This is a genomic window from Paracoccus sp. SSK6, assembly GCF_039770665.1.
Taxonomy (GTDB): Bacteria; Pseudomonadota; Alphaproteobacteria; order Rhodobacterales; family Rhodobacteraceae; genus Paracoccus.
In genome coordinates, this window is the sequence record NZ_JBDPNJ010000005.1 from 37,776 (window position 1) to 60,566 (window position 22,791).

The window sequence follows — 22,791 nt, forward strand, 5'->3', positions numbered from 1 at the left end:
CTTCACGTTTATGCGCTTGCCGCAACCCTTGCAAGCACCCGAGGTTTCCGCCCCGTCAACGGCGCCAGAACTGCGGCGAAAAGAGCGCAAGCACCGCCAGCGTCTCGATCCGGCCGACGATCATCGCGCCCGCCAGGATCGTCTTGGTGAAGACCGGCAGGCCCGACCACCCCTCCCACGGGGCCGATGCGATGCCGGCGCTTGCCTGGAAGGCCGGGGTCAGGGGGATGGCGGCGGCCAGGGGGCCGGTATTGGTCAGCGCGGCGACGGACAGGATTGTCGCCGTCTCGATCTCGATCCGCTGGATCGAGACAAGCGCCACCACCACGGCGATGGAGGTCGCGAACAGCATGAAGAAGATGAAGGCCAGGTACGCCCCCTCGCGCCGCAGCCGCCGGGCGATCTGGCCGCCGCCGGCGATGGAGTTCGGATGCACGATCCGCTCCATTTCCCGCTGGCCGTGGCGGGCCAGGGCATAGACGCGCAAGAGCTTGACGCCCCCCGCCGTGGTCGCGACCCCGCCCCCCATCATCGCCAGCCCCGCAAGGATCAGGCCCGGAGAGGCCAGCCCCGACCAGGCCCGCGCGCCCTGCCAGTCGATCGAGGTCCAGCCCGTCGTCGTCAGATAGCTGAGGCCGTTGAACAGCCCGCCCCAGAAGGCGGCAAGGCCGCTGCGCAGGTCGTGCAGCAGTTCCAGAGCCCCGTTGGAAGCCTGCTCAGCCTCGATGGCGCCCAGGAAGTGGCGCGCGAACAGCGACAGCGCGACAAGGGTGACCAAGCCGCCTGCCATCTTCAGTTCGGGATCGTCCCGCAGCTTGTCGGTGGCGCGCAACTGCCCGCCACCAGGCCAGAAGCGGCGCGACAAGGCGGGGATCAGGAACAGGAAGACCGCAACCTCTCCGGCAAGGCCGGAATTGACGCCGGGGGGGCCAAGGACCGGAGAAATCCCGCTGGTGGACAGCGTGCCCATCGACCGGCATAGCGCGATCAGCGCCGGATCGCCCAGCAGCAGCAGGATCAGCCACAAGGCCAGCGTCAGCCCGGCATAGACGGGAAAGACCATCACCGCCGAACGCGCAAGGCGATGATGGGGATGGGCCAGCCGGGTCTGGAAGACGGGCGACGACAGGTGCAGGCTTTTGTCCAGCGGATCGGCGGGGCCCGGCAGGCTGTCGCGGTATTCCTCGCGGCCATAGGGGCGGGCCATGATCTCGAACCCGCCGATATTCAGGGGGGCCAGGATCGCGGTGGCGGCGACAAGGATGAAGAACCCGCCCATCCAGCCTGCCATCGCCCGCCACAGATGCAACGGCAGGGGCAGGAGGTCGGCGGAGTACAGCGAGGCCCCGGTGGTCGTCAGCGCCGAGGTCATTTCCCACCAGGCGTTGAACAGCCCGGTATCGGGCATCGATTCGGCAAAGGGCAGCGCCATGACCGAGGGCATCCCCCCGAACACCGCCAGCATCGCCAGCAGCGTGTCGCGCGGGCGCGGCGGGGTCGGGTTGGCGGATGTGGCAAGCCCCACCAGACCCGCCCCCACCAGCACCAGCAATCCCCAATAGAAGAAGTTGCGCGCCAGCCCGTCCTGATCGTTGACCGAGGCATAGGCGGCGGGCAGCATCATCGCCAGCCCGCACAGCGCGGCCAACAGGACGAACAGGGGAAGGCGCAGCAGCAGCGTCATGGTGCCTCAGAAGAAGTCGATCGAGACCTGCAGCAGGCGCTCGACCTCGGGCACGTCCTTGGACAGGGCGAAGATCAGGACCACGTCGCCCTCGTCTATGCGCGTATCGGGGACGGGCTTGACGACGCGGTCGCCCTTCTGCACCGCGCCGATCAGCACGCCTTCGGGAAATTCGATGTCGCGGATCGCCCGGCCCGATATGGGCGATGTGGACAGCGCCTGCGCCTCGATCACCTCGGCCTCGGCATCGCCGATGGAATAGATGTCGCGCACCCGGCCGTGGCGGATGTGGCGCAGGATGGTGGATACGGTGGTGGCGCGCGGGTTGATATAGGCGTCGATGTCCAGCACGTCCATCAGGGGCACCATGGTCGGGTCGTTGATCAGCGCGATGGCAAGCTTGGCCCCTGCCTGCTTGGCCCGCACGGATGCAAGGATATTGGTCTTGTCGTCATCGGTCACGGCCAGCACGGCATCGGCGGTGGGCACCGCCGCTTCCTCCAGCAGTTCGGCGGACAACCCGTCGCCGTTCAGCACAATGGTCCGTTCCAGCCGGTCGGCGGCATATTCGGCACGGGCGCGGTCGCGTTCGATCAGCTTGGCGCGGATGCGGTCGGGGCGCGACTCCAGCGCCTGCGCCACGGCAAGGCCCACATTGCCTGCGCCGAGGATGGCGATGCGTTCCTGCTTCAAGGGCGGCTTTCCGAAAATCTCCAGCGTGCGCCCGACATCCTCGCGCTGGCTGAAGACATAGATCTGGTCGCGCGCGAAAAGTTGGTCGCCCGGTTCCGGCGCGAACAGCCGCCCCTGGCGGCGCACGCCCACGACGATGGCGCGCAGGGTGGAAAACAGGTCGCTCAACTGCCGCAGGGGGGTGTTCAGCGCGGGGCAGTCATCTTCCAGCACGATGCCCAGAAGCTGCACCTTGCCGCCCATGAAGGTTTCCACGTCAAAGGTGGATGGCGCGGAAAGCCGTTGCAGAGCGGCGTTCGCGACCTCCCGTTCAGGGCTGATGACCACGTCGATGGGCAGGTGCGCGGTCATGTAGAGGTCGGAATAGATCGCATCCAGATAGGCGCTGCTGCGCAGGCGCGCGATCTTGCGCGGCACCTGGAAGACGGAATGGGCCACCTGGCAGGTGACCATGTTCACCTCGTCCGAATGGGTGGCGGCGATGATAAGGTCGGCGTCGCGGGCGCCCGCCTGGTCCAGCACGTCGGGATGGCTGGCAAAGCCGGTCACGCCCTGCACATCCAGGGCTTCGGTCGCGCGGCGGATCAGTTCGGCATTGGTGTCGATGATGGTGACATCGTTGCGTTCGCCCGACAGATGCCGGGCGATCTGCCAGCCGACCTGGCCCGCGCCGCAGATGATGATCTTCATGGCCGCCCCCTGCCGCCTGCATCATCCTCTGCCTATGCCGCCGTCACGCGTGGCGCAACGTCCTACTTGCCCATCAGCAATTCATCCTCGGGCCGCATCCCGCCCACGACGCCCAGGGATTTCAGCTTGCGGTGCAGGGCGCTGCGCTCCATCCCCACGAATTGCGCGGTGCGGCTGATATTGCCGCCGAAGCGGTTGATCTGGGCGACAAGGTATTCGCGCTCGAACATCTCGCGCGCCTCGCGCAGCGCCATGGCGGTGATCTGGGGGCCAAGGGCCAGGGCATCGCTGTTGTCGGGCGTGGCGCCCTGGGGTTCCAGTTCACCGGGCTGGATCGGGCCGCTTTCCTCGGCCAGGATCAGCACGCGCTCGATCACGTTGCGGAGCTGGCGGATATTTCCGGGCCAGCGCATGGATTGCAGGGCGGCGACCGTTTCCTCGGGCAGTTCGCGGGGCGTGAGGCCCTGGGTCTTGTGGAAATGCTCGATGAAATGCCGCCCCAGCAGGGCGATGTCGTCGCGCCGTTCGATCAGCGAAGGCACGGCGACCGGCACCACGTTCAGCCGGTCATAAAGCTCTTGCCGGAACCGGCCTGCCGCGATTTCCGCAGGCAGGTCGCGGTTGGTCGAGGAAATCACGCGCAGGTCCACCCGCACCCGGTCCGCGCCTCCGGCCCGCACGAACTGCTGTTCCGTCAGCACGCGCAGGATCTTCGGCTGCGTTCCCAAGGGCATGTCGCCCACTTCGTCGAAATAGATGACGCCGCCATGGGCCTGCTCCAGCAGGCCGGGCTCGATGCCGCGTTCGGGGGTCTCGCGGCCGAACAGAACCTCCTCCATCCGTTCCGGCTCGATGGTGGCGCAGGGAACGGTGATGAAGGGGGCCGAGGCGCGGGGGCTGTGGGCATGGATATAGCGCGCGGCCATTTCCTTGCCGGTGCCCGGCTCTCCCGACAGCATGACGCGGCCGTTCGATTTCGCCACCTTGTCCAGCGCGTCGCGCAGGCGCTTGAAGGCGACGGAATGGCCCAGCATCTCGGCCATGCGGTCGCCGCCCCGGCGCAGGGTGCTGTTTTCCCGCCGCAATCGGCTGGTTTCCATCGCGCGGTTCACTACCACCATCAACTGGTCGATGTTGAAGGGCTTTTCGATGAAGTCGTAGGCACCCTGCTTGATCGCCGCCACCGCGATCTCGATATTGCCATGCCCCGAAATGATGATCACGGGCACGTCCGGGTTGTTGCGCTTGACCTGCTTCAGGATGTCGATCCCGTCCATCCGGCTGTCCTTCAGCCAGATGTCCAGGACCATCAGCGCGGGCTGGCGGTCGTTCAGCGCCGCCAGCGCCTCGTCCGAGTTCGCGGCAAGGCGCGTCTCGAAGCCCTCGTCCTTCAGGATGTCCGCGACCAGTTCGCGGATATCACGTTCGTCGTCAACGATCAGGATATCGCTCATATCGGTGCTGCCTCATCTTCTTTTGTTTTTGTCTTGCGTTGCGCGCCGCGCACGGGATGGCGTTCCCGTGGCAGGCGGATTTCGGCCACGGCGCCCTGCCCGTCTGGGTTGTCGGACAGGGTCAGGCTGCCGCCATGTTCCTCGACGATCTTCTTGACGATGGGCAGGCCAAGGCCGGTGCCGCCGCTTTTCATCGTCACATAGGGTTCGAACAGCCGCGAGCGGTCGGCGGGCAGGCCGGGACCGTTGTCGCAGATGCGGATCGTGACGGCATCGTGGTCGGCCCGCATATCGACGGCGATCCCTGGCGTCCAGCCATCGGGAGGGTTTTCCCGCTTTTCGTCAAGGGCTTCCCCGGCATTCTTGATAAGGTTCGTGAAAGCCTGCCGCAGCATCCCCCCGTCGCAATCGACGATCACCGGCTGGTCGGGAATATGGGTGGCCAGCGCGCCTTTCAGCGCGTCCTGCTGCAGCAGCGCGACCTCGCGCAGCAGGGCGGCCAGGTCGATCTCGGCCCGGTCGGGTTCGGGCATCCGGGCGAAGCGGCTGAATTCGTCCACGATCCGGCGCAGATCGCCCGTCTGGCGGATGATGACATCGGTGTATTGGTCCAAGGATGCCTTGTCCTCGGGCGATGCCAGCTTGCCGAACTTGCGGCGCAGGCGTTCGGCGGAAAGCTGGATCGGCGTCAGCGGGTTCTTGATCTCATGCGCGACGCGACGGGCCACGTCGCCCCAGGCGGCCATGCGTTGCGCGGTCACCAGTTCGGTCACGTCATCGAAGGCCACGACATAGCCTGCCAGGTCGCCGTCCGTTCCCCGCCGTACCGCCATGCGCACCAGCAGGCTTTCCACGCGCCCTTCGCGCATCAGGCGCACCTCATCCTGCACGGTCTCCGCAACCGAGGCCGACAGGCGGTCGAACAGCGGGGCGAATTCCGGCACCGCCTCGGACAGCAGGGCGTCGATGTCGCGCTTGGGGTCCAGCCCCAGCAAACGGCTGGCGGAGCGGTTGACGAAGTCGATTTCCCCCGCCGCATCCAGCCCGATCACGCCCGAGGTCACGGATGACAGCACATTGTCGAACAGCCGCCGCTGTTCGTCGCTGATGCGATAGCTGTCCACCAACTCCTCTCGCTGCGCCTTGAGCTGGCGGGTCATGCGGTTGAAGGACTGGCCCAGCGTCTGGATTTCGTCCCCCGTATCGGGTTCGGGCACCTGCACGTCCAGGTTGCCGCGCCCCACCTGTTCGCTGGCAAGCGCCAGCAGCCCGATGGGCCGCGACAGGCGGGACGCGAACCACAGGCCCAGCAGCACGGCGGCGGCGACCAGCAGCAGCGCAAAGGCCAGATAGACCAGCGAGAATTCGAACAGCACCTGACTGCGCGTTTGTTCCAGCTGGCGATAGCTGCCGACGGTCGCGCGGGTGTCGTCCACCAGTCCCAGCAGGTTGCCGTCCACGTCGCGGGTCACATACAGGTAACGGTCGGCCAGCGGCGGCAGCGCGACCAAGGCGCGGAATTCGTTGTTCTGCCAGTCCTCGATCAGCACCACGCCATCGGTCTGCGCGCGGTCCAGGTCGCTGCTGGACGGGGCCTCGTACCAGAACAGATAGGACCGTTCGCCGCGTGCCCGGATCTCTCCGTTGCCGTTGATGACATAGGCTTCCCGCAGACCCCGCTGGATCAGCGCCTGCCCCTGGCCCAGCAGCAGCCGCAACTCGCCGTCCTCGATCATCGGATTGGCGCGGCCCGCCTGGGTCAGCACGCCAGCCAAGGCCTTGGCATCCTCGGTCAGGTCGCGGCGGTGTTCTTCCTGATAGGCCTCGGCCGCCGCCTGAGAGGTCGTGACCACCTGCTGCACCCGGCCCGAGAACCATCCCTCAAGCCCGATATTGACCAGGAAACCCGCGAACAGCGCGACCAGCACCGTGGGCACCAGGGCAAGGCCCGCGAAGATCAGCACCAGCCGCGCGTGCAGGCGCGATCCGGCGGCGGTCTTGCGCCGCGCGGTAATCAGCCGGGCCATGCGCAGCACGATGATGCCGATCAGCACGATCAGATAGGCCAAGTCCAGCAGCAGGATCAGCCGCAGCATCCGGCTTTCGGCGCCTTGGGCCAGCGGGCCAAGCACCGTCATCGTGGCGCCCGCCAGAAGGACGCCCATGACCAGCAGCCCCGCCGTCAGCGCGCCGCGCCAGTGACGCGGCAGCCTGACCCTTGCGAGCCTGTCCCAGCTCAGCCCTGATGCAGCCCCTGCCATTGCCCCCACCCGCCGTCTTTCGCGGCTTTCTGTTGCAGCGCCGAAACGGATGGCACTGCCCCTGTGGCGGTTTTACATCAGTTTGCGGCGCCGTGTCACCTCGATATTCAGGTCGGTCAGCTTCTTGCGCAGGGTATTGCGGTTTATTCCCAACAGATCGGCACATCTCAGCTGATTGCCGCCCGTGGCATCCAGCGCAACCTGAAGCAGAGGACGCTCGATCTCGCGCAGGATGCGGTCGTAAAGACCCGGAGGCGGCAGGCTGTCGCCATGCAGGTCGAAATAGCGTTGCAGATGCGCCTCGACCGAATCCGACAGGGGGCCGTTGCCATTGCCCAAACCCAGGGCGGGTTCCTGGGCCACCTGCGCGACCGGCATGGGCATGGGAACGACGGGGGCGCGGGGGCCGCCCTGCTGGCTCAGCGCCTCGCGCATCTCGGGGGCGGTGATGGCGGTGCCGCTGGCGGTCAGGGCCAGGCGGCGCATCATGTTCTCCAGCTCGCGCACATTGCCGGGAAAGGGATGGGCGCGCAAAAGGCTTGCGGCGTCGTCGCCAAGCGTCCGGTCGGGCAGGCCCTGGGCCGCCGCGCGCGCCAGCAGGTGGCCCGCCAGGGGCAGGATGTCATCGACCCGCGACCGCAGGGGCGGCACCGTCACCGTCACCCCGGCCAGCCGGTAATACAGATCCGACCGCAGCCGCCCCGCCGCCACATCCGCCTGCGGGTCCGGCCCGGTGGTCGCCACGATGCGGGGGGCCATGGCGCGGTCGGGGCCGCCTTCCAGCGATTCGATCAGCCCGATCAGCCGGGCCTGAGCGGCGGGATCGAAGCCCGCCGGGTTTTCGATGATGATCGTCCCGCTGCGCGCCTTGTCCGCCGCGCGGGCGATCGCGTCCTCGCCTGCATCGGCGGATGTCAGGATCGCCAGCCCCTGGTCGCGGCGGTCCGACAGGTCATGGAAGGACCGCGCGATGGTGGTCTTGCCCACTCCCGGCTCGCCTGCGATCAGCACCGGCAGGTCGGCGTTCAGCACCCGCGCCACCATGCGGAACAGCGCCTGCATGGCGGGTGCGTGCCCGATCAGCGGCATGGCCGGGTCGGCGGCGGGACGGGCGGCCGGGATCGCGTCAGGCACGGGGTCCGACTTGCGCGGGCGGCGCGACAGGGCCTGGTTCGCCTTGGCCATCAGATCCGGCAGGTCGAAAGGCTTGGGCAGGTATTCGAAGGCCTCGGCCTCGGTCGCGCGGATGGCGGTGACGATGGTGTTCTGGGCGGAAATCACGATGACCGGCAGGTCGGGCCGCGCCTGCCGGATCGCGGGGATGCGGTCGATACCGTTGCCGTCGGGCATCATCACGTCGGTGATGATCAGATCGCCCCGCCCTTCCTCGACCCATTTCGACAATTGCGCCAGGCTGCCCGTGGCATGGACGCGGCAACCCGCGCGGGTCAGCGCCTGGGTCAGCACCGTGCGGATGGTGCGGTCGTCGTCGGCGATCAGAACGGTTCCATCCATGGCGTTCGGTCCTTATGCCTTGGGCAACGAGATGCGGAAAACGGTGCGGCCGGGGCGCGAGTCCACGCGGATCAGCGCGCCGTGGTCGGTGATGATCTTGCTGACAAGCGCCAACCCCAGCCCGGTGCCGTTCTCGCGCCCCGACACGAAGGGCTCGAAGACCTGGTCGGCGATGGCGGGGGGAAGGCCGGGGCCGTTGTCCTCGATCTCGATCTGCAGGGGCAGCGGGCGGCCGGTCGGGTCGGTTTCGTCCGGGGGCAGGCGCAGGGTGTGGTCGTAGAAGCTGCGCAGCCGGATCACGGGGCGGTCGGTGTCCTTCAGCGCCTCGGCCGCGTTCCTGACCAGGTTCAGGCAGACCTGCGTCAACTGGTCGGCATCGGCCAGGGCGTCGGGCAAGGACGGGTCGTATTCCGCGACGATGCCTATTTTCCTGGCAATTCCCACCGTGGCGGACCGGCGCACCTTTTCCAGCACGTCATGGACGTTGATCGCCTGCAAGTTCGGGGCCGAGGTGTCGCCGAAGCGTTCCACCTGCTCCAACAGCGACACGATGCGGCGGGATTCGCTGACGATCATCTCGGCCATCTCGCGGTCGTCGGGCGAGGCGTTCATGCCGATCAGTTGCGCCGCGCCCCGGATGCCCGCCAGCGGGTTCTTGATCTCGTGCGCCAGCATCTCGGCCATGCCGATGGCGCTGCGGGCGGCGGTGCGCACGGCGCGACTTTGCGATTGCAGCGCCCCTTCGTCCTGCGGAACCAGCAGCAGCGACACCGCGCCGCCGATACTGGCGGCGGGCCCGGCATGGACGGCGGCGTGGCGGTCCTGGTGGCCGCCCGCGCGGTCGCCGATCTCGAAGCAGACTTGGGGCTGGTACAGCGCCTCGTCGCCCTTCATCACGCGTCCGATCAGCGGCGAGAGCGAGGGCTGGATGCGCAGCCGCGCCCGCATCTCGTCCCCGTCCAGCGTCCGCCCGACCGTCGAGTTGCGGGACATGTTCAGCCAGACTTCGGCGGCGTCGTTCATCGCGGCCACCCGGCCCTGGCTGTCCAGCACCAGCGCAGGCAGCGGCAGCGCGTCCCAGCCCGGACCCGGTTGCAACTGATCGAAACCGGCCGGGCTGTGGCGCGTCATGCGGCCACCTGCGCATCGCCGAAGGCCTGCCGGATCAGCGCCAGGGTTGCCGCCGGGCTGTCAGCGCGCAGCATCTGGTCGCGCAGCGGCGCGCCATTCGCATCGGCATACCAGCCCAGGTGCTTGCGCGAGACGCGCAGGCCCAGGTCGATGCCATAGAAGTCCAAGATATCCTCGTAATGTTCGGCCACCGCGTCGGCCAGGGCGTCGCCCTGCGGCACCTCGGGGGCGGGCGAGCCGACCAGATCATGCGCGATCTGCGCCAACCGCCAGGGTGCGCCCTGCGCGCCGCGCCCGACCATCACCGCCTCCGCGCCCGATGCCGCAAGCGCGGCACGGGCGGATGCCGCATCTACCACATCGCCATTTGCGACCAGCGGCGGGCGGCCCGGCAGGTTCGCGACCGCCCGGATCCGCGTCCAGTCCGCCTGCCCCTTGTAGAACTGCGCGCGCGTCCGGCCATGCACGGTCAGCATCCTGACGCCCGCATCGCTGGCACGGCGCGCCAGTTCGGGCGCGTTGAGGCAATCCTCGTCCCAGCCAAGCCGCATCTTCAGCGTGACGGGCACGGACACGGCGCCCACCACCGCGTCGATCAGAGTCAGCGCATGGTCCAGATCCCGCATCAGCGCGGCCCCCGACAGTCCGCCCGTGACCTTCTTGGCCGGGCAGCCCATGTTGATGTCGATGATCCGCGCGCCCATCTCTTCGACGATACGGGCAGTTTCCGCCATGGCCCCCGCCTCGCGCCCCGCGATCTGGACGCTGACGGGCAACGCGCCCTCGGTCAGCGCCTTGGCCCGGACGGCGGCGCGGGTCGATGGACGCGGCGTCACCATCTCGGTCGAGGCGACCATTTCGCTGACCATCAGGCCCGCGCCATGGCGCGCGACGGCGCGGCGGAACGGCAGGTCGGTGATTCCCGCCATCGGTGCAAGAAAGACCGGCGGCCCAAGCCGCGTGTCGCCAAGAATGATCGGATCGCCGAATTGCATGAACCTGTCCTTCGCCCTGACCGCCACGGGTCGCAAGATGATGGCCGCAGGCTTGACTGCCGCCTCTTTGCCCACCCGCATGATTGCCTATATTTACAGCATCAAGCCCGAAATATCAGCAGGCGCTGCTTGGCAGTGGATGTCGCCAAGATCCAGCCCAAGTGTCGCAATCGGAATGGCCTTTGACCGGGCAGATGCTTAGATGAATGCCAAAATACAAGGGGGACGCATGTTCCTGTCGGTTTTCGATCTGTTCAAGGTGGGCGTCGGCCCGTCGTCGTCGCATACGATGGGCCCGATGGTGGCCGGTGCGCGGTTCCTGGACGAATTGCGCCAGCAGCCCTTCAAGGCGCATGGGCTGAAGGCCAGCCTGCACGGCAGCCTTGCCTTTACCGGCAAGGGCCACGCGACCGACCGTGCGACGATCCTGGGGCTTGCGGGTTTTGTCCCCGCCACGCTGGATGCGGAGGCCGCCGAGGCCGCGCTGGCGACGAACCGCGAAACCAGGGTGCTGTCGCCCGAGGGGCTTGGCGATCTGGCCTTCGACCCCGACCGCGACCTGCGCTTCGATTACGACCACGCCCTGCCCGGGCACGCCAACGGCATGACGCTGTCGGCCACGGACGCGCAGGGCGACGTGATCTTCCACCGCATCTATTACTCCATCGGCGGCGGCTTCGTGCTGACGGATGAGGAACTGGCCCGCAAGGGCAATGAGGCGCGCAGCGACGACGCGCCCGCCGTGCCCTATCCCTTCGCCAGCGCGGCCGAGATGCTGGAGATGGCGGCGGCTTCGGGCAAGTCCATCGCCCGGATGAAGCACGACAACGAACGCGTCTATCGCTCGGACGCCGAGATCCGCGACGGGCTGATGCGGATCTGGCAGGTGATGCGCGACTGCATGGACCGGGGGCTTTCGACCGACGGGATCCTGCCCGGCGGGCTGTCGGTCAGGCGCCGCGCCAAGGCCATCCACGAAAAGCTGATCGCGGAACGCGGCATGAACCTGACCGCGCCCCATGTCATCAACGACTGGATGTCCACCTATGCCATGGCCGTGAACGAAGAGAACGCCGCAGGCGGACAGGTCGTCACCGCCCCCACGAACGGCGCGGCGGGCACCGTGCCTGCCGTGATCCGCTACTGGCTGGACCATGTGCCGGGCGCGTCCGAACGCGACATTCCCGAATTCCTGCTGACGGCGGCGGCCATCGGCGGGCTGGTCAAGCATAATGCCAGCATCTCGGGCGCCGAGGCCGGGTGCCAGGCCGAGGTCGGCAGCGCATCCGCCATGGCGGCGGCGGGGCTGACGGCGGTCCTGGGCGGCACGCCGGAACAGGTGGAAAACGCGGCCGAGATCGCCCTGGAGCATCACCTGGGCATGACCTGCGATCCCGTGCGCGGGCTGGTGCAGGTGCCCTGCATCGAACGAAACGGCCTGGGGGCGATCAAGGCGGTCAGCGCGGCCAGCCTGTCCCTGCGCGGCGACGGCACCCATTTCGTGCCGCTGGACGCGGCCATCGAGACGATGCGCCAGACCGGCCGCGACATGTCGGACAAGTACAAGGAAACGTCGCTGGGCGGGCTGGCGGTCAACGTCCCGAATTGTTGATGGGCCGAATTGTTGATGGGGAATGCGGCGGGCTGTCGCCGCCACCCTTCCGGCGCGCTTGTGCCGCCGCGCGGCGGTTGCTAACGCTGGCGCGACAGTGATCCCCATAGAAGGCTGACCGATGACACCGCGTCTTGCTCTCATCGCGCTGATGACCCTGCCCTTGGCCGCCTGCGAGGGCGTCAATCTTCCCACCATCGGCAGCGCCGAGCCCGAGGTTCAAGGCCACAAGGGCCCGCCGGGCGTCTCGCCCCTGGAACAGCCGATCGAGACGGGGACCGAGGCGAAGCCGGTTTCCACCGCCGAGGCCGCGACCTACAATACCGCCGCCTTCAGCGCGCGCGGGAACGAGCCCTTCTGGGCCGTCGATGTGGCGGGCAGCACCGCGATCTACAAGACGCCCGACAACCAGAAGGGCCGCCCGATCCGCGTGAACCGCCTGGCCTTCGCGCAGGGCGTGGAATACGTGGGCGTCCATGGGGGCCGCCCCTTCGTGCTGAACGTCCGCGCCGCGAAATGTGAAGACAGCATGTCGGGCCAGGACTTCCCCTTCACCGCGCGCCTGACCGTGTCGGGCAAGTCGGAAACCGGCTGCGCGGGCCCCGCCACCGCCGAGGTCGCCCAGGCCGTCGCCGCGACCAAGGCCCCCGCGCCCGCCGCGCCGCGCCAGGCCAAGGCGGCGGCAAAGCGTCCGGCAGCCGCCCGCCCCGCCGCGACGCCCGCAGCGGCCGAGGAAAAGCCCGCCCCCGCAGCCACGACCCCGGCGGCCAGCACCCCCGCGCCCAAAGCCGAGGACCAGCAGCCGACCGCAAGCACGCCCCCCGCAAGCATGCCGACTGCCAGCACGCCTGCGGCCACTCCGCCCGCGTCTGCGTCTGCGCCTGCCGCGCCCGCTTCGGAAGGCACGGCGGACCTGCCGCCGCCGCCCGCAGCGGACAGCCCGGCGGCCACGACTGCGCCCAAGCCCCCGGTGATGCCTGCAACCCCCGCCGCGCCTGCAAGCACGTCAGGCGACACCACGACCACGACCCAACCCGCCGAGTGATCGCCCCTGCGGCAGCCAGGACGCACCATGCCCGCCATGTTGCGTCCATGGGCTGCCATCGGGGCGGTTTGCGCCTATGATCCGGCCAAAAGCAGAACGAGGACACGCGACCCATGCGCCGATCCCCCCTTATTGGACGCCTGATGGCGACCACCCTGCCCGTGGCCCTGGTCATCGGCTCGGTCAGCACGACCGCCGTCGCGGAACCGATGTATGCGCGGAACATGTCCACCTATGGCCTGCCGGGGGGGATCGACACACCCACGGCGGAAACCCTGCCCGACGGGACGCTGGGGGCGACGGTGTCCTGGTCGGATTACGGCCGCCGCGGCAGCGTCCTGTTCCAGGCGCTGCCGGGGCTGACGACCGTCCTGCGCTATTCGCGGGTCGAGGGGATCAACGATTACCGCAACGACGGCTATATCAGCGACCGGTCGCTGGACCTGCGCTATCAGGTCGTGGATGAACAGGGCTGGCGTCCCGCCGTCGCGGTCGGCTTGCAGGACTTCCTGGGCACCGGCGTCTATTCGGGCGAATACATCGTCGCCACCAAGACGGTGACGCCTGCCATCCGCGTGTCGGCCGGCCTGGGATGGGGCGTGCTGGCGGGCAAGCCGCGCACCATCGACAGCGACGACCAGGGCGGCACGCCCAATGTCGATGATTGGTTCCGGGGCGGCGCCAAGCCCTTCGCCTCGGTCAGCTGGCAGGTCAACGACCGGCTGAGCCTGGTCGCGGAATATTCCAACACCGACTATGTGGCGAAATACAGCGACGGCCAGGTCTTCCAGCAGGGAGAGGAGCCGGACAGCAACCTGAACCTTGCCGCCTTCTATCGTTTCGGCAGCAACTATGAGGTTGGCGTCTATACCATCGGCGGCAACACCTTCGGCGCGCAGTTTTCCATCACCCTGAACCCGCGCGAGGCGCCTTATCCCTCGGGACTGGAAAAAGCCCCGGCCCCGGTGCGCCCGCGTCCCGCGCCCAATGCCGACCCCGATGGCTGGTCGGGCACCTGGGCGCAGGATCCGACCGCGCAGCCCGCGATCCAGACCGCTCTTGGGCAGGCCATGGCCAAGGAAGGCCAGACCCTGGAAAGCATGGCGCTGTCCGCGAACCGGGCCGAGGTGCGGCTGCGCAACGGGCGATACATCAGCCAGGCCGAGGCCATCGGCCGCACCGCGCGGCTGATGACGCGCGCCCTGCCGCCGTCGGTCGAGACCTTCGTCATCACCTCGACCGCCGACGGGGTGCCCACGTCATCCGTCACCGTGCGGCGTTCGGATGTGGAACGGCTGGAGAATACCGAAGCGGGACAGATCGCCGCCGCCTCCGTCCTGTCGGACGCCCCGGCGGGCGCGCCGGGCCTTGTGCGCAGCGAGGGCGCTTATCCGCGCTTCCGCTGGTCCATCAAGCCATACCTGGACCTCGGCATCTTCAGCGCCGAGGACGGGCTGACCCACGAGGTCGGGGCCGAGGCGCGCGCCAGCTATGAGATCGTCCCCGGCCTGGTCCTGACCGGCGCGCTGCGCCAGCGGGCCTTCGGCGACATCGACCAACGCGGGCCCGGCATCCCCGGCAGGCGCGGCGAACATTACACGCCCGAGGAATACCTGGCCGATCCGTCGCTGGAAACCACGCCCGAGGGCGTGCCGCGCGTTCGGTCCGACACGCGCATGTATACCGGCAACAACGATCCGGTGATCCCGGAACTGACGCTGGCCTGGTATGCCAAGCCCACGCCCACCGTCTATACCCGCGTCACGGCGGGCCTGCTGGAACGCTCCTTTGGCGGCGTCTCGACCGAGGTGCTGTGGAAGCCGGTCAACTCTCCCTTCGCCTTCGGGGCCGAGATCAACCGCGTGAAGAAGCGCGACTTCGACCAGTTGTTCGACTTCCGCGACTACGAGGTCACGATGGGCCATGTCTCGGCCTATTACGAATTCGCGCAAGGCTTCACGGCGCAGCTTGACCTGGGCAAGTATCTGGCGGGCGACAAGGGCGCGACCGTGACCCTGACGCGCGAATTCGCCAATGGCTGGCGAATCGGCGCCTATGCGACCAAGACCGACCTGTCGTCCGAGGAATTCGGCGAAGGCAGTTTCGACAAGGGCATCACCCTGTCGATCCCGCTGGGTTGGGCGACCGGACAGCCGTCGCGCGAACGCGTCAACGCCGACCTGCGGTCCCTGTCGCGCGATGGCGGGGCGCAGCTGAACGTCCGCGACCGCCTGTACGACCATGTCCGGGACAGTCATTCCGTCAAACTCTATGAAGGCTGGGGGAGGTTCTGGCGATGACCGGCGTCCTGAAGATCACGCTGGCGGCGTCCCTGCTGGCCAGCCTTGCCGCTTGCGGCAACGACAGCGAAGGCAACGGCCCGCTTGGCGCGCTGGCGCAGACGGCAGGCCAAGTGGTCGCGCAGCGCCGCGCAGCCGATCAGCCCGCCGCGCCCGCCAAATCGCCACAGGAAGCCGCGGCCGAGGCGCTGCGCGTCAATCCCGGTCCGCTGATCCAGGCGGGGTTCGAGGGGTTGGGCCGCACGCAGATCATGGCCATGACCGGGCAGAACGGCGCCCTGCGCACCTACATGACCCCGGCCGAGGAGGCGCTGATCCTGCGCGGCGGGATGCTGGTCGGCACGCGGGGGCTGGGCCATGACCTGTCCGTGGCAGAGCCGGGGACCGAAGGGCTGATCCGCGCGGGCGCGTCGGGCAGCGGCACGCGCGTCATGCGCTACTTCGCGGGCGACGGGGTGGAGCGGCCCTTGCAGTTCGCTTGCACCGTGGGCGCAGGCCCGCGTCCGGGCGTGACGGTGGAAAGCTGCGAAGGCCACGGCGCCACCTTCCAGAACAGCTACATGGTCCAGGGCGGCCAGATCGCCGTGTCGCGGCAGTGGATCGGGCCGAACCTTGGCTATGTGACGATCCAGACGCTGCGGCCCTGATCCGATGCACAACAAAGAAACCGGCCCTTTTCAGGGCCGGTTTTTTCATGCCGGTTTAGGTGCCGGACAGATAGCTCTCGATCGCTGCCCGCACGCCCTGCTCCTGCACGATCTTCAACCGCCGGGCAAAGGCCTGCTGGAAGCGCGGATTGGCGGCAAGCGGGCCGAACACCGTCTCATTCCCCAGGAAGGCCAGGGGATCGCGGCGAGAGGCGATGGCGTATTCGCGCAAGGCATCGCTGTTGTCGTCGTTGGGCGCGATGGGGTTCCCCGCCTCGTCCATGCGCTCGCAGTAGCGGCACCAGAAGGCGACCTCTTGCGCCAGTCCCTCGATGTCGCGGTCGTCCTTCAGCGCGTCGGCCAGCGTCGGCAGGATGAATTTCGGCTGCCGGTTCGACCCGTCCAGACACAGGCGGGGGATCGTGTCGCCGACCTCGGGGTTGGCGAAGCGGCTGACGATCAGCTCCAGGTAATCGTCATAGCTGACGCCGGGGATCGGCTGCAGCGTCGGGATGATCTCGCGCTCCTCAAGCGCGCGCAGCCAGGCTTCGATCTGCGGATCGGCCATGGCGTCATGGACGAAGTGATGGCCCAGCAGCGCCGAGGGATAGGCGATGGCCGCGTGCCCGCCGTTCAGGATCCGCAGCTTCATCAACTCGTGGCGGCTCACATCCTCCACGAATTCCGCCCCGACCTTCTCCAGCGGCGGGCGGCCCTGGGGAAAGTGATCCTCCAGCACCCATTGGCGGAACGGCTCGCAAACCACGGGGGCGGCATCAGAGATGCCGAAGCGGTCGCGGACCAGGGCGCGTTCCCGGTCCGAGGTCGCGGGGGTGATGCAATCGACCATCGAATTCGGGAAGGCGACCTTCTGGCGGATCCATTGCGCAAGCGCCGGATCCGACAGTTGCGCCAGTTCCGTGACGGTGCGCGCGCAGACATGGCCGTTTTCGGGCAGGTTGTCGCAGGACATGACGGTGAAGGGCTCGACCCCCGCCTGCCGGCGCTGGCGCAGCGCGGCCAGGATCATGCCGAAGACCGTGCGCGGCTGATCCGGGTTGGCCGCGTCATGGGCGATGTCGGAATGGTCGGCGTCGAAACCGTTGGTCTTGGCATCGACGTAATAGCCGCCCTCGGTGATGGTCAGCGACACGATGCGGATCGCGGGATCCGCCATGGCCGCGATCACCGCCTGCGGATCGACGGGGACGAAATCGACCATGGACCCGATCACGCGCGCGTTCAGCCCGTTCGGATCCAGTTCCACCACCGTGGTCAGCCAGTCCTGCGCGGCCAGCCGGTCGCGCATGGCCGCATCGCCCGGACGCACCCCCGCGCCGATCAGCGCCCAGTCCTGCCCTTCGCCCATCTCGAACAACTGGTCCAGATACCAGGCCATGTGCGCGCGGTGGAAGTTGCCGACGCCCACATGGACGATGCCGGGGCGCAGGCCCGCGCGGTCGTATCCGGGGCCCCCCACACTGTCGGGCAGATCGCGCAAGGCGGATGCGTTCAATGAAACGGCCATGGCCGAACCTTTCTTCTGTGGGGACAAGCCTCAGCTCATCCAGTTGCCGCCATCGACGTTATAGGTCTGGGCGACGATGTAATCCGCCTCGGGCGAAGCCAGGAAGATCGCCATGCCGGTGAGATCCGCGGCGGTGCCCATGCGGCCGAAGGGAACGGCCTCGCCCACTTCCTTCTTCTTCTGGCCGGGGGCCTTGTTTTCATACTGGGCGAAGAAGGCGTCCACGCCGTCCCAATGCTCGCCATCCACCACGCCGGGGGCGACGGCGTTGACGTTGATGCCGTGCGCGATCAGGTTCAGCCCCGCCGACTGGGTCAGGCTGATGACGGCGGCCTTGCTGGCGCAATAGACGGCAACCAGGGCCTCGCCCCGGCGACCCGCCTGAGAGGCCATGTTGATGATCTTGCCGCCTTGACCGCGCTGAATCATCCCGCGCGCGACGGCCTGCATCATGAACAGCGTGCCCTGGACGTTCACGGCGAAGATCCGGTCGTAATCGGCGCGAGTGATTTCGACGATGGGCGCGGCGGTGAACAGGGCCGCGTTGTTGACCAGGATGTCGATGCCGCCGAAGGCATCCTCGACCTCTGCCACGCAGGCGTCGATGGAGGCCTGGTCGGTCACATCCAACCTGACGGCGATGGCGCCTTCGCCCAAGCCATCAGCCGCCTTTTGCGCCGCATCGATGTTGATGTCGCAGATCGCCACGCGGGCGCCTTCCGCCAGATAGGCGCGGGCGAATTCCAGCCCGATGCCGCGCGCGGCGCCGGTGATCAGCGCGCGCTTGCCGTCCAGTCGTCGCATCAGATGCGGTCTCCGTTCTTGTCGAATTTGTGGATCTTGTCTTCGTCGGGGGTGAGCCAGACGGTGTCACCGTGATGCAGGCCGACCTCTCCGCCCGACCGGACGGTGATGGTTTCCGCGAGGCCCGTGTCCTCGACATAGAAGAAGCTGTCGGACCCCAGATGTTCGCTGACACCGACACGCCCCTTCCACTTCCCTTCGGTGGCCGAGATGCGGATATGCTCGGGGCGCACGCCGATGGTCTGGGCGCCGTACCCGGCCGCGACCGCCCCGGAAAAGAGGTTCATTTTCGGACTGCCGATGAAGGCTGCCACAAAGACGTTGCGGGGGCGGTGATAGAGTTCCAGCGGCGATCCCACCTGCTCGATCCGGCCCGCCTGCAGGACCACGATCTTGTCGGCCATGGTCATCGCCTCGACCTGATCGTGCGTCACATAGATCATCGTGGTCTTCAGGCGGTTGTGCAGTTCGCTGATCTCCAGCCGCATCCCCACCCGCAGCGCGGCGTCCAGGTTCGACAGCGGTTCGTCGAACAAAAACGCCGCCGGTTCGCGCACGATGGCCCGGCCGATGGCCACCCGCTGGCGCTGCCCGCCCGACAACTGGCCGGGCCTGCGGTCGAGGTAGTTGGTCAGGTTCAGCGCCTTTGCCGCGGCCTCGATCCGGCGGTTCTGTTCGTCCTGCGGAACGCCCGCCATCTTCATCGGAAAGGCGATATTCTTCCTGACCGACATGTGCGGGTAAAGCGCATAGCTTTGGAACACCATCGCCAGCCCGCGCTTGGCCGGGGATGCGTCGGTCGCATCCTTGCCGTCGATCAGGATGCGCCCGTCGCTCACGTCCTCAAGCCCCGCGATCAGGCGCAGCAGCGTGGACTTGCCGCAGCCGGAGGGGCCGACGAAGACCACGAATTCGCCGTCGTCGATCGCCAGATCCAGCGGCGGGATCACCTCGACCTCGCCGAACCGCTTGGCCACGCTTTGCAGGGTTATCTGTCCCATGTCTTTTCCCCTTATTTCACGGCGCCGAAGGTCAGGCCGCGGACCAGTTGTTTCTGGCTGAACCAGCCCAGCACCAGAATCGGCGCGATCGCCATGACGGAGGCCGCCGAGAGCTTTGCCCAGAACAGCCCCTGCGGGCTTGAGAAGCTGGCGATGAAGGCCGACAGCGGCGCGGCGTTGGTGGTGGTCAGCTGGATCGTCCAGAAGGCCTCGTTCCAGGCCAGGATGATGTTCAGAAGCAGCGTGGATGCGATGCCGGGGATCGCCATGGGCGTCAGCACATAGAGGATCTCGTCGCGCAGGGACGCGCCGTCCATCCGCGCGGCCTCCAGGATCTCGCCCGGGATCTCGCGGAAATAGGTGTAGAGCATCCAGACCACGATGGGCAGGTTGATCAGCATCAGAAGGATCGTCAGCCCGATCCGCGTGTCCATCAGCCCGGTGCGCAGGAAGATCAGGTAGATCGGCACCAGCACCGCCACGGCGGGCATCATCTTGGTGGACAGCATCCACATCAGGATGTCCTTGGTGCGCCGGGTCGGCGAAAACGCCATCGCCCAGGCCGCCGGGATCGCCACGATCAGCGCCAGCACCGTCGAGCCCACCGACAGGATGACCGAGTTCAGGAAGGGCCGGACATAGTTGTTCTGGCTTTGCACCGTCTGATAGCTTTCCAGCGTGAAGGACGGGATCAGGTCGAAGCCCGCGATGGCTTCCTGTTCGGTCTTCAGGCTGGTGATGATGGTGTAAAGGATCGGGAAGAAGATCAGGAGCGCCACCAGCCATGCGGCGATTGTCCAGCCGATCCGGGCGTTCCGGGATGTTGCGCGTGCCATGTGTTCCCCCTCAGTCCAGGTTCCGGCCGACGGCGCGCATCAGGAAGATGGCGATGATGTTTGCCAGCACGACCGCGATGATGCCGCCTGCCGCCGCACCCCCGATGTCAAAATTCAGGCGCGCCGCGCGATAGATCAGGAAGGTCAGGTTCGTGGATGCAAAGCCCGGACCGCCGTTGGTCGTGACCAGGATTTCCGCATAGATGCCCAGCAGGAAGATCGTCTGGATCAGGATCACCACGGTGATGGCGCGGGCCATGTGCGGCAGCACCAGATACAGGAACCGGCTGTGGGCGGGCGCGCCGTCCATCTCGGCCGCCTCCATCTGCTCGGTGTCCAGCGATTGCAGCGATGTCAGCAGGATCAGCGTGGCGAAGGGCAGCCATTGCCAGGCCACGATCAGGATGATCGAGGTCAGCGGATATTGCGCGAACCAGTCCACGGGCGATGCGCCAAAGGCCTTTGCCACGTCCGCCAGCACGCCATAGCTGGGATGCATGATCATGTTCTTCCAGATCAGCGCGGCCACGGGCGGCATGACGAAGAACGGAGAGATCACCAGGATCCGAACGATCCCCTGCCCCCAGATCGGCTTGTCGATCAGCATGGCGATGCCGATACCGCCCACGACCGTGACGAACAGCACCCCCAGGACCAGGATCAGCGTGTTCTTGATCGATTCCAGAAAGGCCGGATCGGTGTAGAAATACTGGTAATTGAACCACCCCGCCCAACTGGTCATGCCGGGGTTCAGCATGTTGTAGTTCAGGAAGGAATAATACAGCGTCATGCACAGCGGCACGATCATCCAGACAAACAGCAGGATGATCGCAGGCGCCCGCATCAGCCGGGCAAGCCCTTGGGTCTGGCGTGTGGCCATGGCGGAAATCTCCCTTGGCGGCAGGGGCGGCGCACTTGCGTTCGGCCCCCGAGGGGCACCGCCCGGAGGAGGGGCCGGGCGGTGCTGACGGTAAAGGCTTTACTCGTTACTTGATGTAGCCCGCGCGCGTCATCTCGCGCGTGGTGTTGCTTTGGGCGCCGGCAAGCGCGTCATCCGCCGACATCTGCCCGGCAAGGGCTGCCGAGAACTGCTGGCCCACCGCCGTGCCGATGCCCTGAAACTCCGGGATCGCCACGAACTGCCCGCCGGTATAGGGGATGTCCTGCACGGACGCCTTCTGCGTATTCGCGGAATTGATGGCCGTCAGGGTCATCGCCGCGAAGGGCGCCTCCTTCTGGTAGTTGGCGTTTTCATAGAGCGAAGTCCGCGTGCCCGGAGGCGCGGCGCGCCAGCCCTCCTTGCTTGCCACCAGTTCGGTATAGCCCTTGGACGTGGCCCAGGCGATGAAGGTCTTGGCGGCATCCTGCGCGTCAGACGATGTCGGGATCGCCAGGTTCCAGGCCCACAGCCAGTTGCCGTGGTTGTCCACGCCTTCCTTGTTGGGGAACTGCGCGAAGCCCACCTTGTCCGCCACGGTCGAATTCTTGGGATCCGTCACGAAGCTGGCGGCCACGGTCGCGTCGATCCAGATGCCGCAGCGCCCCTGCTGGAACAGCGCCAGGTTTTCGTTGAAGCCGTTGGACGATGCGCCGGGGGGCCCGTATTCGTTCATCATCGTCAGGTAGTCGGTCAGCGTGGCCTTCCATTCGGGGCTGTCGAACTGCGGCTTCCAGTCGGTGTCGAACCAGCGGGCGCCATAGCTGTTGGACATGGCGGTCAGGAAGGCCATGTTCTCGCCCCAGCCGGGCTTGCCGCGCAGGCAGATGCCGTATTGCTCCTTGGACTTGTCCGTCATGGCCTTGGCGGCGTTCATGATGTCGGTCCAGGTCGGGCTTTCGGGAATGGTCACGCCCGCGGCCTCGGCCAGATCCTTGCGATACATCACCATGGCCGATTCGGCATAGAAGGGGGCGGCGTAAAGCTTGCCATCGACCGACAGTGCGTCGCGCACGGCGGGGATCAGGTCATCGACGGCATAGGCGTCGTCGAATTCCAGCGGCACCAGCCAGCCCTGCTTGGCCCAGATCGGAACCTCGTAGGTGCCGATGGTCATGATGTCGTACTGCCCGCCCTGGTTGGCGATGTCGGTCGTCACGTTCTGACGCAGGATGTTTTCTTCCAGCGTCACCCATTCGACAGTGATGCCGGGGTTCGCGGCGGTGAATTCGCCCGTCAGGCCCTGCATGCGGATCATGTCGCCGTTGTTCACCGTGGCGATGGTCAGGGTCACATTGTCCTGCGCGGCGCCGATGCCGGCAGTGGCGCACAGCGCCGTCGCACCCAGCAGGGCGCGGAAAGTGATGGTCATGCTATCCTCCCTCGTCGTTTGGGCATTTGCCACATCGACGGGCAAATACTCACAAAGCCGATGCCGTCTGTCAATCGGCAAAGTTTGACATGAAGGAGCAATCCGCCAAAGCGGCAAGTTTCCTGGCGGATGAGGGGGATGGTGGGCTTGCGTATACCTGCGCCTCGCCCTGGTCTGGCGAAGGCCATCGCCTTCGCCACGCGTTGCGGTTACCACGAATGCCGCCGGGCTTCAAAAGCCCGGCCAGCGCCCGCCCCGCCACCGGCGGGCGCTTCACGCCCACCGG

Annotated in this window: 18 protein-coding genes; 5 read left to right on the forward strand and 13 right to left on the reverse strand. The window is 67.2% G+C overall.

Going from position 1 to position 22,791, the window contains the following annotated elements; genetic code table 11:
* Positions 1-55 precede the first annotated feature (55 nt).
* The 7 genes from AAIL68_RS05340 to dusB form a co-directional block, all read right to left on the reverse strand.
* On the reverse strand, positions 56-1,684 hold the full coding sequence (locus AAIL68_RS05340) for a potassium transporter TrkG (protein ID WP_347138541.1): 1,629 nt from the start codon (positions 1,682-1,684) through the stop codon (positions 56-58).
* Between the two features lie 6 nt (positions 1,685-1,690).
* Complete coding sequence (gene trkA / locus AAIL68_RS05345; protein ID WP_347138542.1) at positions 1,691-3,067, reverse strand: Trk system potassium transporter TrkA; 1,377 nt, start codon at positions 3,065-3,067, stop codon at positions 1,691-1,693.
* Positions 3,068-3,129: 62 nt separating this feature from the next.
* Positions 3,130-4,521 (reverse strand): sigma-54 dependent transcriptional regulator, encoded by a 1,392-nt coding sequence (locus tag AAIL68_RS05350; protein ID WP_347138543.1) that lies wholly within the window; start codon positions 4,519-4,521, stop codon positions 3,130-3,132.
* Positions 4,518-6,782, reverse strand: coding sequence for an ATP-binding protein (locus AAIL68_RS05355; RefSeq protein ID WP_347138544.1), 2,265 nt, complete (start codon positions 6,780-6,782; stop codon positions 4,518-4,520). Before AAIL68_RS05355 ends, AAIL68_RS05350 begins: the two co-directional genes overlap by 4 nt.
* A 72-nt stretch (positions 6,783-6,854) precedes the next feature.
* On the reverse strand, positions 6,855-8,297 hold the full coding sequence (locus AAIL68_RS05360; RefSeq protein WP_347138546.1) for a sigma-54 dependent transcriptional regulator: 1,443 nt from the start codon (positions 8,295-8,297) through the stop codon (positions 6,855-6,857).
* 12 nt (positions 8,298-8,309) lie between these two features.
* Positions 8,310-9,428: an ATP-binding protein gene (locus AAIL68_RS05365; protein ID WP_347138548.1), complete on the reverse strand. Its 1,119-nt coding sequence runs from the start codon at positions 9,426-9,428 to the stop codon at positions 8,310-8,312.
* Positions 9,425-10,423 carry a tRNA dihydrouridine synthase DusB gene (gene dusB / locus AAIL68_RS05370; RefSeq protein ID WP_347138550.1) on the reverse strand — a complete coding sequence of 333 codons (999 nt, stop codon included), beginning with the start codon at positions 10,421-10,423 and terminating at the stop codon, positions 9,425-9,427. The genes AAIL68_RS05365 and dusB overlap by 4 nt, the downstream gene beginning before the upstream one ends.
* Between dusB and AAIL68_RS05375 the strand changes: the two genes are divergently transcribed.
* From AAIL68_RS05375 to AAIL68_RS05395, 5 genes are all read left to right on the forward strand, one after another.
* Positions 10,422-10,625: a hypothetical protein gene (locus AAIL68_RS05375; protein ID WP_347138552.1), complete on the forward strand. Its 204-nt coding sequence runs from the start codon at positions 10,422-10,424 to the stop codon at positions 10,623-10,625. The genes dusB and AAIL68_RS05375 overlap by 2 nt on opposite strands.
* Before the next feature lie 27 nt (positions 10,626-10,652).
* Positions 10,653-12,035: an L-serine ammonia-lyase gene (locus AAIL68_RS05380; RefSeq protein WP_347138554.1), complete on the forward strand. Its 1,383-nt coding sequence runs from the start codon at positions 10,653-10,655 to the stop codon at positions 12,033-12,035.
* A 121-nt stretch (positions 12,036-12,156) separates the two neighbouring features.
* The gene (locus AAIL68_RS05385) at positions 12,157-13,080 is read left to right on the forward strand and encodes a hypothetical protein (RefSeq protein ID WP_347138555.1); all 924 of its coding nucleotides are present in this window, start codon (positions 12,157-12,159) and stop codon (positions 13,078-13,080) included.
* A gap of 143 nt (positions 13,081-13,223) precedes the next feature.
* Entirely contained in the window at positions 13,224-15,380 is a 2,157-nt protein-coding gene (locus tag AAIL68_RS05390; protein ID WP_347138556.1) for a YjbH domain-containing protein, read from the forward strand.
* On the forward strand, positions 15,377-16,027 hold the full coding sequence (locus AAIL68_RS05395; RefSeq protein WP_347138557.1) for a YjbF family lipoprotein: 651 nt from the start codon (positions 15,377-15,379) through the stop codon (positions 16,025-16,027). The genes AAIL68_RS05390 and AAIL68_RS05395 overlap by 4 nt, the downstream gene beginning before the upstream one ends.
* A gap of 55 nt (positions 16,028-16,082) precedes the next feature.
* Here the strand turns inward: AAIL68_RS05395 and AAIL68_RS05400 are convergent, their stop codons facing one another.
* The 6 genes from AAIL68_RS05400 to AAIL68_RS05425 form a co-directional block, all read right to left on the reverse strand.
* On the reverse strand, positions 16,083-17,555 hold the full coding sequence (locus AAIL68_RS05400; RefSeq protein ID WP_347138558.1) for a mannitol dehydrogenase family protein: 1,473 nt from the start codon (positions 17,553-17,555) through the stop codon (positions 16,083-16,085).
* A gap of 30 nt (positions 17,556-17,585) precedes the next feature.
* Positions 17,586-18,359, reverse strand: coding sequence for an L-iditol 2-dehydrogenase (locus AAIL68_RS05405; protein WP_347138559.1), 774 nt, complete (start codon positions 18,357-18,359; stop codon positions 17,586-17,588).
* Complete coding sequence (locus AAIL68_RS05410) at positions 18,359-19,360, reverse strand: ABC transporter ATP-binding protein (protein WP_347138561.1); 1,002 nt, start codon at positions 19,358-19,360, stop codon at positions 18,359-18,361. Before AAIL68_RS05410 ends, AAIL68_RS05405 begins: the two co-directional genes overlap by 1 nt.
* An 11-nt stretch (positions 19,361-19,371) precedes the next feature.
* Positions 19,372-20,196 carry a carbohydrate ABC transporter permease gene (locus tag AAIL68_RS05415; RefSeq protein ID WP_347138562.1) on the reverse strand — a complete coding sequence of 275 codons (825 nt, stop codon included), beginning with the start codon at positions 20,194-20,196 and terminating at the stop codon, positions 19,372-19,374.
* Positions 20,197-20,206: 10 nt separating this feature from the next.
* Entirely contained in the window at positions 20,207-21,076 is an 870-nt protein-coding gene (locus AAIL68_RS05420) for a sugar ABC transporter permease (protein WP_347138563.1), read from the reverse strand.
* 106 nt (positions 21,077-21,182) lie between these two features.
* A complete protein-coding gene (locus AAIL68_RS05425) occupies positions 21,183-22,505 on the reverse strand; it encodes a sugar ABC transporter substrate-binding protein (protein ID WP_347138564.1) in 1,323 nt (440 codons plus the stop codon).
* Positions 22,506-22,791: the final 286 nt, after the last annotated feature.

What these genes read in the sequence shown, in the direction of transcription:
- trkA (WP_347138542.1), bottom strand. Translation starts at nt 3,067, where the DNA reads ATGAAGATCATCATCTGCGGCGCGGGCCAGGTCGGCTGGCAGATCGCC.
- AAIL68_RS05420 (WP_347138563.1), bottom strand. Translation starts at nt 21,076, where the DNA reads ATGGCCACACGCCAGACCCAAGGGCTTGCCCGGCTGATGCGGGCGCCT.
- AAIL68_RS05365 (WP_347138548.1), bottom strand. Translation starts at nt 9,428, where the DNA reads ATGACGCGCCACAGCCCGGCCGGTTTCGATCAGTTGCAACCGGGTCCG.
- AAIL68_RS05415 (WP_347138562.1), bottom strand. Translation starts at nt 20,196, where the DNA reads ATGGCACGCGCAACATCCCGGAACGCCCGGATCGGCTGGACAATCGCC.
- AAIL68_RS05400 (WP_347138558.1), bottom strand. Translation starts at nt 17,555, where the DNA reads ATGGCCGTTTCATTGAACGCATCCGCCTTGCGCGATCTGCCCGACAGT.
- AAIL68_RS05385 (WP_347138555.1), top strand. Translation starts at nt 12,157, where the DNA reads ATGACACCGCGTCTTGCTCTCATCGCGCTGATGACCCTGCCCTTGGCC.
- AAIL68_RS05380 (WP_347138554.1), top strand. Translation starts at nt 10,653, where the DNA reads ATGTTCCTGTCGGTTTTCGATCTGTTCAAGGTGGGCGTCGGCCCGTCG.
- dusB (WP_347138550.1), bottom strand. Translation starts at nt 10,423, where the DNA reads ATGCAATTCGGCGATCCGATCATTCTTGGCGACACGCGGCTTGGGCCG.
- AAIL68_RS05360 (WP_347138546.1), bottom strand. Translation starts at nt 8,297, where the DNA reads ATGGATGGAACCGTTCTGATCGCCGACGACGACCGCACCATCCGCACG.
- AAIL68_RS05340 (WP_347138541.1), bottom strand. Translation starts at nt 1,684, where the DNA reads ATGACGCTGCTGCTGCGCCTTCCCCTGTTCGTCCTGTTGGCCGCGCTG.
- AAIL68_RS05410 (WP_347138561.1), bottom strand. Translation starts at nt 19,360, where the DNA reads ATGGGACAGATAACCCTGCAAAGCGTGGCCAAGCGGTTCGGCGAGGTC.
- AAIL68_RS05390 (WP_347138556.1), top strand. Translation starts at nt 13,224, where the DNA reads ATGGCGACCACCCTGCCCGTGGCCCTGGTCATCGGCTCGGTCAGCACG.
- AAIL68_RS05405 (WP_347138559.1), bottom strand. Translation starts at nt 18,359, where the DNA reads ATGCGACGACTGGACGGCAAGCGCGCGCTGATCACCGGCGCCGCGCGC.
- AAIL68_RS05355 (WP_347138544.1), bottom strand. Translation starts at nt 6,782, where the DNA reads ATGGCAGGGGCTGCATCAGGGCTGAGCTGGGACAGGCTCGCAAGGGTC.
- AAIL68_RS05350 (WP_347138543.1), bottom strand. Translation starts at nt 4,521, where the DNA reads ATGAGCGATATCCTGATCGTTGACGACGAACGTGATATCCGCGAACTG.
- AAIL68_RS05425 (WP_347138564.1), bottom strand. Translation starts at nt 22,505, where the DNA reads ATGACCATCACTTTCCGCGCCCTGCTGGGTGCGACGGCGCTGTGCGCC.
- AAIL68_RS05375 (WP_347138552.1), top strand. Translation starts at nt 10,422, where the DNA reads ATGAACCTGTCCTTCGCCCTGACCGCCACGGGTCGCAAGATGATGGCC.
- AAIL68_RS05395 (WP_347138557.1), top strand. Translation starts at nt 15,377, where the DNA reads ATGACCGGCGTCCTGAAGATCACGCTGGCGGCGTCCCTGCTGGCCAGC.